The following is a 13,195-nucleotide window of genomic DNA, read 5'->3' as shown; positions in this document are numbered from 1 at the left end:
CCCGTGACGACCTACGACCCGCCGCGCCCATGGATCGCCAGCTATGCCGAAGGAGTGCCCGCCGACCTCGCTCCGGTCTCAGGTTCGCTCGTCGACATCGTCGCCGAGTCGGCCCGTGACCATCCGACCGCGCCGGCACTGCAGTTCTTCGGACGCGAGACGACCTACATCGAGCTCCAGGACCAGATCGACCGCGCCGCGGCGGGGCTACGCGCCCTGGGGGTCGGTGCAGGCGATCGTGTCGCGATCGTCTTGCCCAATTGCCCCCAACACATCGTCGCGTTCTATGCGATCCTGCGCCTGGGCGCGATCGTGATCGAGCACAACCCGCTCTACACGGCGCGAGAGTTGCGCAAGCAGTTCGAGGATCATGGCGCGAAGGTCGCGATCGTCTGGTCGAAGGTCGTCGGGACGGTGCAGGCGTTCCCCGCCGACCTCGCCATCTCGTCGCTGATCTCGGTGGATCTGACGCGCGCGATGCCGTGGAAGATGCGCGCAGCGCTGCGCCTGCCGATCTCCCGCGCACGAGACGCGCGGGAGGCGCTACACGCGTCCGTATCGGGCACGATCACGTGGGAGCGCATCGTGTCTGGGGAGCCGCTCCCGGCGACGCACACGAAGCCCGCGACCGACGATGTCGCGCTGATCCAGTACACCAGCGGCACGACCGGAAGTCCGAAGGGCGCGGTGTTGACCCACCGCAACCTGCTTTCGAACGCGGCACAGGCGCGCTCCTGGGTTCCGTCGATCACACGCGGACCCGGATGCGTCGTGTACGCAGTGCTGCCGATGTTCCACGCCTATGGGCTCACACTCTGCCTGACGTTCGCGATGTCGATGGGTGCACGCTTGGTGCTGTTCCCCCGGTTCGATCCGGACATGGTTCTCGAGGTGACCCAGAAGAACCCGGCGACGTTCCTGCCGCTGGTGCCGCCGATCGCTGATCGCCTGCTCTCGCGTGCGCTCGAGAAGGGCATCTCGCTCGCGGGGACCGACGTGGCGATATCGGGCGCCATGGCGCTCCCCCACGAGCTCGTCGTGCCGTTCGAAGAGGAGACCGGCGGCTATCTCGTCGAGGGCTACGGATTGAGTGAGACCTCCCCCGTTCTGATGGCGAACCCCGTGGCCGCCAATCGCGTCCCCGGCACGGTCGGTCTCCCCCTGCCTGGAACCGAGTGCCGAGTGGTGAACCCCGACGACCCGACCGTGGACGTCGCCGAGGGCGAGCCAGGTGAGCTCATCGTCCGGGGCCCGCAGGTGTTCCGTGGATACTACGGAAAGCCAGAGGAAACCGAAGCCGTCTTCGTCGATGGCTGGTTCCGCACAGGCGACATCGTGCAGATCGACGACGCTGGATTCGTCCGTATCGTCGACCGCATCAAGGAGTTGATCATCACGGGCGGGTTCAATGTTGCGCCCACCGAGGTGGAACAGGCGCTACGCCAACATGCCGCCGTGGTGGACGCGGCCGTCGTCGGACTGCCCAGCGAGCATTCGGGAGAAGAGGTCGTCGCCGCGGTCGTCGTCGACGGCGATGAGGACGTGGATGTGGAAGGGATCCGGGAATTCGCCCGGGGCATCCTGACGCCGTACAAGGTGCCACGGCGGGTTTTCGTCATCGACGAATTGCCCACCTCGCTCATCGGCAAGGTGCTGCGACGTCAGGTGCGGGACCGCCTGCTCGCGCTGACGTCGGGAGACTGATCCCCCATCCGCGAGTGTGGGCCTCGTCACGGTCGGCCGGGTGGGCGACACCGTGCGTCGCCGCATCCTGTCTGTCTAGGACGCGAGCGGTCTCGCCGAGGCGCCTTTCGGTCAGTCGTTGACGCAAACGCGGGCTACCCGATTGACGAGACAACCGCCTCGGCGAGATCGAGGCCGCCGGAATCAATGAACTCGCGGTGCATCACCGTCTGAGAAAGCGCGGAGTAGAGGTAGAAGCTGTCAAGACGCTCCCAGCCCGCGGTCCACGTCAGTCGTTCCGCGAGCTCCCACGTCGAGCATTCCGGGAACTCGGCGACGACAGCGGCAACCTCACGTGAGCGATCGAGATGATGCGCGCCGGATTGCCTGGCCCGCTCGGCCAGTCCTTTGAAGCGATACCCGTGTCCGGGAAGAACTTCGTAGTGGGGATACCGACTGATTTCCTTCAGCGAGTTCAGGTAGTCGGTCAGCGGGTTCGAATCGGGGTCACCACCGAGCCCTACACCGGCGTGCATCGTCGGGAGCAGGTGGTCACCTGTGAGGAGGATCTGCCTGCTATCGCTACGGAGGCTGATGTGGCCGGATGTATGGCCAGGCGTGTGCATCACGACGATATCGAATCCGGGCACATCCAAAACGTCGCCGTCGGCGAGGACCCGGTCAACCTTCACGGGCGGAAGCGCCGGGGCACCTTCGAGCGAGCTGATGAGCTGAGCACGGCGCTCCGGGGGAACGCCCCACTCGTCACAAGCGCGCCATGTCTCATCCTTACGCTCCTGCTCCGTCGGAGAGGAAGCAAGAGCTGCGTTCTCGCATGCGTGGATCTGCAATGGCGCCCCGCTCGCCTCCTGAAGACGTCCCGCCATTCCGACATGGTCAGGGTGCGAGTGCGTGGCAGTGATCGAGCGAACACTGCTGAGGTTGGGCGCGAGAGTCTCGATCGCTGCAACCAACGTGGTCCAGTTCTGATCCGAATCCCAACCGGGATCGATCACGTGAACTCCGCCTTCGACGTCTCGAAGGAAGTACACAAGCGAATGCCGAATATGTGAACTCGGCATCGCGAGCCCCAACGACCACACATCAGGCCGAACGCTCTCGAGTCCGGGTACTTCACCCTGAGTCGCGGCGTTGAACTCTGAGACACTTGTCGGCTCGATCATCTCAACTGCTCCAGGATCGTGGTGGTCACCGCGGATCTACCTCGCCCACGGCGAGTACGGACAGATCCGTCAAATCTACGCGAGAGCGGTCCTCCAGCGGCCGTACGCTCGCCTGACGTGCGAACGCCTCGGCGATACCTGATCATCGATTCTGAAAGCGCGGCGCGCGCTTCTCGCGGAACGCCGACATTCCTTCCTTCTGGTCGAGGGTGGAGAACAGCGGAGCAAACGCGAGCCTTTCGACTCGCAGCCCCTCGGAGAGCGTCGTTTCCAGTGCAGCATCCATGGCGGTCTTGGCAGCGAACAACGATGGGAGAGATTTGGAGGCGATGAGTTCCGCTACCCGTTGCGCCTCGCCGAGCAGTTCGTCCTGCGGCACGACTCTTGAGGCAAGTCCAGAGCGTTCGGCTTCCTCCGCATCCATGGTCCGTCCTGTCAGAACGAGATCTGCTGCCTTGTAGTACCCCACTGCACGTGTCAACCGTTGCGTGCCCCCCATCCCCGGAATCACGCCCAGGTTCAGTTCTGGCTGACCGAACTTCGCAGAATCGGCCGCGAGGATGATGTCGCACATCATCGCCAGCTCGCAGCCGCCACCCAACGCGAAACCCGACACCGCTGCGATCACGGGAGTGCGCACGGATGCAAACAAGGACCAATCACCAAACTGATCATCCATGATCATGTCCAGCGTGCTCTTGGGCTCCATCTCCTTGACGTCGGCACCCGCGGCGAATGCCCGCTCGGAACCGGTGACGACAATGGCGCCGATTTCCTCATCTTCATCAAATGCGGTGGCCGCACCTACCACGTCGGCCATCAGCTGCGAGTTCAACGCGTTGAGTGCTTCCGGGCGGTTGAGGGTGATCCACCCCACACGGCCGCGCCGTTCGACCAGAATCGTCTTGTACTCGGTCATCCGTTTCTTTCCTGTCCATTGGGTGTGCTCTGAGACCGGATCATGTTGATCACGCCGGAGAAGTCTTGCGACGCGCCGCCGGTTTCGACGAAGGCGTCGTAAATCTCCCGCGACATCAGCCCGAGCGGCGCGCGCGCTCCCGTGAGCTCAATGGCGTGAGCTGCCAGCCCAAGATCCTTCGCCATGAGAGTGCCGGCGAATCCCGGGCGGTAATCACGGTTGGCAGGGCTGTCCGGAACCGGTCCCGGAACAGGGCAGTTCGTCGTGAGTGCCCAACACTGGCCGGTCGCATGTGACGCCACATCGAACAGCGCCTCGTGACTCAACCCCAGCCGCTCTCCGAGCACGAAAGCTTCAGAAACCGCGATCTGGGAGATTGCCAGAATCATGTTGTTGCATACCTTCGCGGCCTGGCCGAGACCCGCTGCACCACAGTGCACGATCCGCCGACCCATCTGTTCGAGCAGAGGGACGGCCGCCTCGTAGTCCGGCGTCGCTCCTCCCACCATGAACGCGAGCGTGCCGTTCTCGGCACCCACGACGCCCCCCGAGACCGGCGCGTCCAGGCTGCGGTGTCCCGCTGATGTAGCAAGCGCGTGCGCGGCCCGCGCTTCATCGACAGCGATCGTCGATGAGTCGATGAAGAGTGTCCCCGGCGCAGCCGCGTCCAACAGGCCGGTCGTATTTTTACCTTGATACGTCTCCAGCACGTGGCGGCCCGTGGGGAGCATCGTCACGACGACGTCGGCGTGCCGGACTGCGTCGTGGGCAGAGGACACGATGTCGATCCCCGCGGACGCTGCCGCGTCCCGCGCGGCGGGAAAAAGGTCGTATCCGAGCACACGGTTGCCGTGCTTGACGAGATTCGCGGCCATGGGGTTTCCCATATGGCCGAGTCCGATGAATGCGATGGTGGTCATGCGAAATCCTTCGGGGGCTGCGGGAGTACAAGAGGTGTCGTGTTCGCGGGTACAACGTCGAAGAATGCCGACACCGTCGCGGGGGTGACGTCGTGATGCGAAGGTGGGGACCATCGTGGCGCTTTGTCTTTGTCAACCAGCTGCGCACGCACGCCCTCCGCGAAGTCGTGCGCCCTCAACGCGTGAACGGAGACGCGGAACTCTGTCTCCAGCGCTTCTTCCAAGGTTCGGTGATTCACGGCGCGTGCCAGCGACTCCCTCGCGACCGCCACCGCAAGCGGAGACTTCGTGTCGATCACATCGGCCAGGTGACCGGCTCCGACCTCGTGAAGAGCGCTCACGATCTCCCTCACGCTGGTTGCGGTGAAAGCAGCATTGGCCTCGGACTCCGCACCGAGCACGCCCCGAGGAGGGATCGTCTCGATGCGCGCGAGCGCGGCCGCCGGGTCCTCGTCCTCTAACGCACGAAGGAGCCCCGCGACATCGGCGCTGTCAATGAGATGATCGGCAAGCCCGAGCTCGATGGCGTCCGCAGGTCCGACACTCTCGCCCGTGAGCGCAAGCCGGGTCCCGGTGCTTCCCGCGCGCGAAAGCAACCAACTGGCTCCGACGTCCGGAACGAATCCGATCGCAACCTCGGGAAATCCCAATCGGGAGCGCTCCGTGACGACCCGGTGGGATGCATGGGCGCTGATACCCATCCCGCCGCCGAGGACGATCCCATCCTGAATCGCCACGATTGGTTTGGGATATCGCGCGATCATCGAATTCATGCGGTACTCGTCGCGCCAGAAGGCTGCAGCGTTGCGGCCATCACCGTCTGTGACATCCCGATAGAGGCTGAGTACGTCTCCACCTGCACAAAGGCCCCGTTCTCCCGCGCCGTCGATCGTGACCACGGCGACGGCATCGTCAGCGCGCCACTCGTCGAGTGCAGTGACGACGGCGCGCACCATCTCGTGCGTCAACGCGTTGAGGGAGCGAGGTCGGTTGAGGGTGATACTTCCGAGCTGTCCGCGGCGGGCGGTCAACACCGGGGGTTCGTCGATCATCGTGAAGCCTCCAGAAGGTCGCGCCCGACGATTACCTTCATGATCTCGTTGGTGCCCTCGAGGATCTGGTGCACGCGCAGATCGCGCACGACTCGTTCGATGCCGTACTCCTGGAGGTATCCATATCCCCCGTGAAGCTGCAACGCAGCGTTCGCGACGTCGAACGAGACGTCGGTTGCAAACCGCTTCGCGAGGGCGCACGCGACCGCGACGTCTCGGTCGCCGGCGTCCATCTTCGCTGCGGCGCGCTGGAGAAGAGCACGTGCCGCCTGAAGGTTCGTCTCCGCATCGGCGAGGGTGAACACCACGTTCTGATTCGCCGATAGCGCCGAACCGAACGCATGACGCTCCTGCACGTATCGCACGCTACGATCGAGCGCCCATTGCGCGCCTCCCAGAGAGCACGCGCCCATGTTGACTCGACCGCCATTGAGACCCTTCATGGCAATGCCGAATCCGTCTCCCTCTGCGCCAAGCCGGTGAGAGACGGGAACCCGCACGTCCTCAAGGATCACCTGGCGGGTCGGCTGCGCGTTCCAACCCATCTTCATCTCGTTGGGCCCGAAGCTGAGACCAGGGGTGTCGGCTGGAACGACGATCGCGCTGATGCCGCGCGATCCCGGAGCACCGGTTCGTGCCATGACGACGTAGACCGCGGAACTCCCCGCCCCGGAGATGAACTGTTTTACGCCGTTGAGGACGTAGTGATCACCATCTCGACGAGCGGATGTTGTGATGGCCGCAGCATCCGACCCCGCCCCCGGCTCCGTGAGGCAGTAGCTACCGAGGTCTGCCATCGTGACGAGAGACGGCACCCACCTCTCCCGTTGGGCATCATCACCGAAGGTGTCGATCATCCACGCGACCATGTTGTGGATGGATATGTACGCCGCGATCGTCGTGTCACCTTTGGCCAGTTCTTCGAAGATGGCAACCGCGTCAAGCCGAGACAGGCCAGATCCGCCGACATCTTCCCGAACGTAGATCCCTCCCAGGCCCAGCTCTCCGGCCGCGCGCAGAGTGTCCACCGGGAAGTACTTCTTCGCGTCCCACGACGCGGCGTTCGGCGCCAACTCGGACTCCGCGAACTCGCGGACCAGCGCGGCCAGCGCCTCACGCTCTTCGGTCATGAACATGGTTCGCGCTCCCTCAGTGCATCGTCGGCATGACGAAGCTCGCGCCTTCTTTGAGGCCCGACGGCCAACGGCTGGTGACCGTTTTCGTCTTCGTGTAGAACCGGAACGAATCGGGCCCGTGTTGGTTCAGGTCACCGAAACCCGACCGCTTCCACCCACCGAATGTGTGATACGCGATCGGCACCGGGATGGGCACATTCACACCGATCATCCCCACTTCAACCCGCGTGGAGAAGTCCCGCGCCGTGTCCCCGTCCCGCGTGAAGATCGCGGCCCCGTTGCCGAACTCGTGATCGGTCGCCATCGCGAGTGCCTGTTCGTAGTCGTCGGCCCGCGCGATGATGAGAACCGGACCGAACACTTCCTCCCGGTAGATCGTCATGTCGGTCGAGATGTCGTCGAACAGGGTCGGACCGAGATAGAAGCCCTCCTCATGTCCGTCGACCACAAGCCCCCGACCGTCGGCGAGCAGAGTGCCGCCCTCATCGATCGCCGTCTGGATGTATCCCTTCACGCGTTCGACAGCATCGGCACTGACAAGCGGACCGTAGTCCACGCCATCCGCGAGAGCGGGTCCCACTCTCAGGTGCGTCACCCTCTCTGCGAGTTTGGCTGCCAACGCGTCGCCCGTCTCTTTCCCGACCGGAACAGCAACCGAGATCGCCATGCAACGCTCCCCCGCTGAGCCGTAGCCCGCTCCGATCAGGGCGTCGGCGACCTGATCCAAATCTGCGTCAGGCATGACGATCATGTGATTCTTGGCACCGCCGAAGCACTGCGCACGCTTACCATTCGCCGCAGCGGTTGCATAGATGTACTGGGCGATGGGGGTCGAGCCGACGAATCCGACGGCCTTTATACGATCATCGGTAAGGAGCGCGTCGACCGCCTCTTTGTCACCGTTCACGACGTTGAAGACGCCCTTCGGCAGCCCCGCCTCGAGGAAGAGTTCCGCGATGCGCAGCGGAACGGAGGGGTCGCGCTCCGAAGGCTTCAGAATGAAGGCATTCCCTGCCGCGAGCGCGGGCCCTGCCTTCCACAGCGGGATCATGGCCGGGAAATTGAACGGGGTGATGCCCGCAACCACGCCGAGCGGCTGTCGCATGGAGTAGACGTCGATACCGGTACCCGCGCCCGTCGTGTACTCGCCCTTGAGGAGGTGAGGCGCGCCTGCCGCGAACTCGATGACCTCGACCCCGCGTTGGATGTCTCCCTTCGCGTCATCGACGGTCTTTCCGTGCTCGGTCGACAGCAGTCGCGCGAGCGCAGGGGTGTCCTTCGCGATGAGGTCGAGAAACCTGAGCAGAACGCGAGCGCGTCGTTGCGGGTTCCATGCCCCCCATTCGCGCTGCGCCGCTTCGGCGACGGCGATCGCGTCGGTCACTTCGACCGTGCTTGCTAGCGGCACACGCGCCTGCACTGCGCCGGTACTTGGGTCATAGACGTCGCCGAAGCGTCCCGACGCGCCGGCGACGTGCTGTCCATTGATGAAGTGTGTGAGTTCTCGTGTCATGCCAACACATCCGTTTCTCAGTAGGGCTCGGGGTGGTGGTTCGTGGAGCTAAAGTCGCTCGATGATGGTGGCGTTGGCCATGCCACCGCCCTCGCACATCGTCTGGAGCCCGTAGCGGCCACCCGTTGCTTCAAGGTGATTGAGCATGGTGGAGAGCAGACGTCCGCCAGACGCTCCCAACGGGTGCCCCAGTGCAATCGCACCACCGCGGGGGTTGAGTTTCGCCGGGTCAGCACCCGTTTCCGCCAACCACGCGAGCGGCACCGAGGCGAACGCTTCGTTCACCTCTAAAACATCCATATCGTCGAGGGACAGCCCCGATTTGGCGAGGATCTTCTTCGTCACGGGAATGATGCCTGTCAGCATCATGATCGGATCACTTCCTGTGACTGCGAACGAGTGGAACCGGGCGCGAGGTGTGAGCCCCAGCATCTTCGCCCTCTCCTCGCTCATGACGAGCACGGCTGACGCGCCGTCGGTCAGCGGAGATGAGTTACCGGGGGTAATGACCCAGTTGATCTCGGGATACCGCTCGGCAAGCGCCTCGCTGTGGAAAGACGGCTGCAACGCACCCAGTCCGGATGCCGATGTTGCAGGACGAATCGTCTGATCCTCGGCGATGAGCTCACTACCGTTACTCACGGGGATGAGCTCGCGCGCGAATCCACCCTGTCGGGCCGTTTCGGTAGCTCGCGTATGAGAAAGGGCCGCAAAGTCGTCGAGTTGCGCGCGCGACAGGCCCCATCGGCTCGCGATCAGCTCCGCTGAGATCCCTTGTGAGACGAGACCCTGAGGGTAACGTGACGCGATTCCTTCACCGTAGGGATCCGCCCCGGCCGCGTTGGACCCGATCGGGTTGCGACTCATCTCCTCAACGCCGCACGCGATCGCGATGTCGTAACCGCCCGAGATCACACCCTGGGCTGCGAACGCGGCCGCCTGTTGGCTCGAGCCACACTGGCGATCGATCGTCGTTCCCGGCACATGGTCGGGAAATCCGGCTGCGAGCACAGCGTTACGAGTGATGTTGAAGGACTGCGTTCCCACTTGGCTGACGCAGCCACCGATCACATCGTCAATGAGCGCGGGGTCCAGCCCGGTCCGCTCCACAAGCGCCGACAGGGTAGTCGCGAGCAGATCCACGGGGTGGATCTGCTCCAGCGCTCCGCCGGGCTTGCCTCTTCCTGACGGGGTTCGAACGGCATCGACGATAACTGCAGAATTCATGCTTGTCCTTGGTTTTGGGAGGGGCGGTCAGCGCGGTGCCATCCGGATGGCACCGTCGAGCCGGATCGTCTCGCCGTTCAGGTAAGAGTTAGTGACGATATGGGCGACGAGGGATGCGTATTCCTCCGGACGACCGAGTCGGGACGGATGAGGAACCTGTTCCCCCAGGGAATCCTGCGCCTGCTGGGGCAGGGCCGCGAGCATCGGCGTTTCCATGATTCCCGGAGCAATGGTCACAACCCGAATGAGGGAGCTCGCGAACTCACGTGCCATAGGCAGGGTCATACCCACGACACCGCTCTTCGACGCCGAGTACGCCGCTTGCCCGATTTGGCCATCGAAAGCGGCGACCGATGCCGTATTGATGATGACTCCGCGCTCCCCATCAATCGGAGTGGTCGACGACATCGGGCCGAAGGCGAGTCGGGCCATGTTGAACGTCCCCCCGAGATTCACCGCCAATGTGCGGGTGAAGGTGTCGAGAGGATGTACACCCGCGCGGCCGACCACTCGCATGGACGGCGCGACCCCGGCGCAGTTGACCAGCACCCGCACGGGTCCGAGGGCTTCCGCGGTCGCGAGCGCCGCGCGAACCTGTTCTTCATCTGTCACATCGGCGGCGCAGAACACGGCGTCGGGACTGATGGCGGCGACCGCGTCGCGGGTGCCCTCGCGTTCTATGTCCAGAACGACAACCCGCGCGCCTTGTGCAGTCAATCGATGGGCGGTTGCCCAGCCGAGCCCAGACGCTCCGCCCGTCACGATTGCCACGCTGTCTGAAATGTCCATGTGAGTTCTCTCTTCCCGCGACGCGCTAGGAGTCAGTTGCGCTCGAAAGAGGACTGGATCCCGGCGAGGAGTTGTCGTGCGACAACCACCCGTTGGACCTGGTTGGTGCCCTCATAGATCTGAGTGATCTTTGCGTCGCGCATCATGCGTTCGACGGGATAGTCCGTCGTGAATCCGTACCCACCCAGCACCTGAACGGCATCGGTTGTGACCTGCATCGCGGTGTCGGAGGCGAAAGTCTTCGCCGCGGAGCCGAAGAACGTCAGGTCGCCGTCGTCTCGTTCCGACCGCCCAGCGGCGGCGTACGTCAGCTGACGGGCCGCTTCAACTCGTATACCCATGTCGGCGAGCAGAAACTGGAGGCCTTGGAAGCTGGCGATCGGCTTGCCGAACTGCTCTCGCTGGGCCGCGTAGGCGAGCGCGTAGTCCAATGCTCCCTGCGCGATTCCGACTGCTTGCGCAGCGATCGTGATGCGCGTGTGATCGAGAGTTCGCATCGCGGTGAGCCAACCTGTTCCTTCTGCTCCGATCATCCGGTTGGCGGGAATGCGCACGTCGTCAAAGTAAACTTCCGCGGTCGGAGACGCGCGAATGCCGAGCTTGCGTTCCTTCGCGCCGAACGACACCCCGGGGTCCGCCTTTTCCACGACGAAGGCAGAGATGCCGGCAGGCCCGCGGCCCGGATCCGTGACGGCGAAGACGGTGTAGAAGTCTGACACGCCTGCGTTCGTTATCCAGCGTTTCGTTCCCCTGAGCACGTAGTGATCCCCATCGCGTGTGGCCGTCGTCTTCATGGAGGCGACGTCTGACCCAGCGTCCGGCTCAGAGAGGCAGTACGAGAACATCGCCTCACCGGAAGCCACCGGAGGCAAGTACCGCTGCTTCAGCTCTTCTGACCCCGAGAGGAGAATCGGAGTCGTGCCGAGCTTGTTCACCCCGGGAATCAGAGCCGCGGAGGCGTCGGCGCGCGCGATCTCCTCGATGAGGATCACCGTTGCGAGGGCATCTGCCCCTACTCCGCCGTACTCCTCCGGAATGTGAGGGGCATGGAAATCGGCCTCGCGCAGCGCGTCGAACGCCGCTTGCGGAAACTCTCCCGCCTCATCGGCAGCAGCCGCTGCGGGCGCGATCTCCGCAGCACTGAGGTCGCGAATCGCCTTTCGCAGTTCGATGTGCTCGTCCGTCATGGCGAACATGGGGAATGTCATGCCGTTGTGCTCGATTCTTCTTCGGGAGTTTGGAGGATGTGCACAACGCACACCGCGCCGAGCCCCACCATGTGCGTCAGACCGGTGCGCGCGCCGGGATGCTGCCGGGCACCGGCTTCACCGCGCAACTGCTGAGTGACCTCGACGATCTGGCCGATACCGGTGGGACCGATCGGATGCCCGGCGCCGATCAAGCCGCCGGACGCACTGACCGCGACGCGGCCGCCGATGGCGAAATCACCCGCCTCCAGGTCGAACGCCGCGCGACCTGGCTCCGATAGCCCCATCGATTCCACGTACTGCAACTCTTCGATGGTGAACGCGTCATGGAGTTCGACGAGGTCCAGCTCGTCCGCCGTGATGCCCGCGTGCTCGAGTGCGAGTGCGGTGGTCGTGCGCGTCAGCTCTGCATCGAAGCTCTTGTCGCCGTAGAGCTCTTCGCTACGCTGAGCGGAGGCGAGCACACGGATACAGCGCGATCGATCCAGGCCGAGCGTCTCGATCGCCTCGTCCGAGACAACGACGACAGCTGCTGCTCCTTCTCCCACAGGGCAGCATTGCAATCGAGTGAGCACGCCCGAGATGGCAGGGGCACCCATGACCTCGTCGAGCGTACGAGGAGTGCGCTGCTGGGCGTTGGGGTTAAGCGCCGCATTTCCCAAGTTCTTGACGGCAACGGCCGCGATCTGCTCGGCAGTGACACCGTACTGGTTCATGTATTCATCGGCGAGGAGGGCAAAATGCGTGAACGGCTCGACCATGGATGCCGACAGTGATGGAACACCGGACTTGTCCGCCCCCGTCGCCACACGCGCGGGCTTGTCAACTCCGATGGCCAGCGACACATCGCTGATCCCGCTGGCGACGTCGATGCATGCCAAGCGAAACGCCGACGAGCCGGACGCGGAGGCATTCTCCACCTGCGTCATCGGTGCACCGTTGACACCGAGGTGCCTCAGCATGGGGCGCGATGCCGCCATTCCGATCATCGCCGTGCCGGTGAACGTGCTCTCGACCTTTCCCCAGGTGATTCCGGCGTCATCCAAGGCCCCGCGAACTGCGGTCAATCCCAATTGCACGTATGGGGTAGCTCCGGGCCGCTGATACGGATGCATTCCGACGCCGGCGACGTAGACGGGGCGGAGATCTCCCAGCCGCGCGGTCATCGGATCTCCTCGAATCGCAGCTGACGGACATCATCCCCGGCGTCCGGCATTGGGATGGTGATGGCTCTCACTGGCGTGCCATGCGTCGGCGTGGCCAGGTCCGCCATCACCCCCCTGATCAGCGGTCCCTCATCAAGACTGATCGAGGCGACGGTGTAGGGCACCTCCACGGTGGGATCGTTGTGTCGCCAGACGGTCGCGCTCGCGCGCACCGTGCCGTGTCCGCTCAGCGGCACCCGTGTGAGGTCACTCCCATGATCACCCGACTCCAACGAACCGAGTTCCTGAAAAGGGAAAGAAATGTACCCCGCGCGATCGCGAGCTCCGAACAGGATGGCTGCACCGTCGTCCGCGACGTCGTACAGGGCAGGTTCTGCAGATTTGTTGGTCATGGTCCT

Annotated in this window: 12 protein-coding genes; 1 reads left to right on the top strand and 11 read right to left on the bottom strand. The window is 64.0% G+C overall.

Translation table 11 applies throughout. The annotated features are described in order from the left end of the window. Positions 1-3 precede the first annotated feature (3 nt). Positions 4-1,704, top strand: coding sequence for a long-chain-fatty-acid--CoA ligase (locus ACFQZV_RS08705; protein WP_378752790.1), 1,701 nt, complete (start codon positions 4-6; stop codon positions 1,702-1,704). Positions 1,705-1,838: 134 nt separating this feature from the next. Here the strand turns inward: ACFQZV_RS08705 and ACFQZV_RS08700 are convergent, their stop codons facing one another. From ACFQZV_RS08700 to ACFQZV_RS08650, 11 genes are all read right to left on the bottom strand, one after another. Further along, a complete protein-coding gene (locus ACFQZV_RS08700) occupies positions 1,839-2,867 on the bottom strand; it encodes an MBL fold metallo-hydrolase (protein ID WP_378752792.1) in 1,029 nt (342 codons plus the stop codon). Positions 2,868-3,009: 142 nt separating this feature from the next. Beyond that, positions 3,010-3,786: an enoyl-CoA hydratase-related protein gene (locus tag ACFQZV_RS08695; protein WP_378752794.1), complete on the bottom strand. Its 777-nt coding sequence runs from the start codon at positions 3,784-3,786 to the stop codon at positions 3,010-3,012. Beyond that, complete coding sequence (mmsB, locus tag ACFQZV_RS08690) at positions 3,783-4,706, bottom strand: 3-hydroxyisobutyrate dehydrogenase (RefSeq protein ID WP_378752797.1); 924 nt, start codon at positions 4,704-4,706, stop codon at positions 3,783-3,785. Before mmsB ends, ACFQZV_RS08695 begins: the two co-directional genes overlap by 4 nt. Next, positions 4,703-5,758, bottom strand: a complete 1,056-nt coding sequence (locus ACFQZV_RS08685) for an enoyl-CoA hydratase/isomerase family protein (protein ID WP_378752799.1) — start codon at positions 5,756-5,758, stop codon at positions 4,703-4,705. The genes mmsB and ACFQZV_RS08685 overlap by 4 nt, the downstream gene beginning before the upstream one ends. After that, entirely contained in the window at positions 5,755-6,888 is a 1,134-nt protein-coding gene (locus ACFQZV_RS08680) for an acyl-CoA dehydrogenase family protein (RefSeq protein WP_378752801.1), read from the bottom strand. The genes ACFQZV_RS08685 and ACFQZV_RS08680 overlap by 4 nt, the downstream gene beginning before the upstream one ends. Before the next feature lie 19 nt (positions 6,889-6,907). Beyond that, complete coding sequence (locus tag ACFQZV_RS08675; protein WP_378752803.1) at positions 6,908-8,407, bottom strand: CoA-acylating methylmalonate-semialdehyde dehydrogenase; 1,500 nt, start codon at positions 8,405-8,407, stop codon at positions 6,908-6,910. Between the two features lie 48 nt (positions 8,408-8,455). Beyond that, positions 8,456-9,634 (bottom strand): thiolase family protein, encoded by a 1,179-nt coding sequence (locus tag ACFQZV_RS08670; protein WP_378752806.1) that lies wholly within the window; start codon positions 9,632-9,634, stop codon positions 8,456-8,458. Positions 9,635-9,661: 27 nt separating this feature from the next. After that, positions 9,662-10,423 (bottom strand): 3-hydroxyacyl-CoA dehydrogenase, encoded by a 762-nt coding sequence (locus tag ACFQZV_RS08665; RefSeq protein WP_378752808.1) that lies wholly within the window; start codon positions 10,421-10,423, stop codon positions 9,662-9,664. 32 nt (positions 10,424-10,455) lie between these two features. Continuing rightward, positions 10,456-11,631 carry an acyl-CoA dehydrogenase family protein gene (locus ACFQZV_RS08660; RefSeq protein ID WP_378752810.1) on the bottom strand — a complete coding sequence of 392 codons (1,176 nt, stop codon included), beginning with the start codon at positions 11,629-11,631 and terminating at the stop codon, positions 10,456-10,458. Next, entirely contained in the window at positions 11,628-12,797 is a 1,170-nt protein-coding gene (locus ACFQZV_RS08655) for a thiolase family protein (protein ID WP_378752812.1), read from the bottom strand. Before ACFQZV_RS08655 ends, ACFQZV_RS08660 begins: the two co-directional genes overlap by 4 nt. Next, a complete protein-coding gene (locus ACFQZV_RS08650; protein WP_378752814.1) occupies positions 12,794-13,189 on the bottom strand; it encodes a Zn-ribbon domain-containing OB-fold protein in 396 nt (131 codons plus the stop codon). The genes ACFQZV_RS08655 and ACFQZV_RS08650 overlap by 4 nt, the downstream gene beginning before the upstream one ends. Positions 13,190-13,195 lie beyond the last annotated feature (6 nt).

It is taken from the genome of Microbacterium koreense (assembly GCF_042677105.1).
Lineage (GTDB): Bacteria > Actinomycetota > Actinomycetes > Actinomycetales > Microbacteriaceae > Microbacterium > Microbacterium koreense.
The sequence above is the reverse complement of the archived record's forward strand: the minus strand, read 5'-3'. Positions and strand labels throughout refer to the sequence as shown.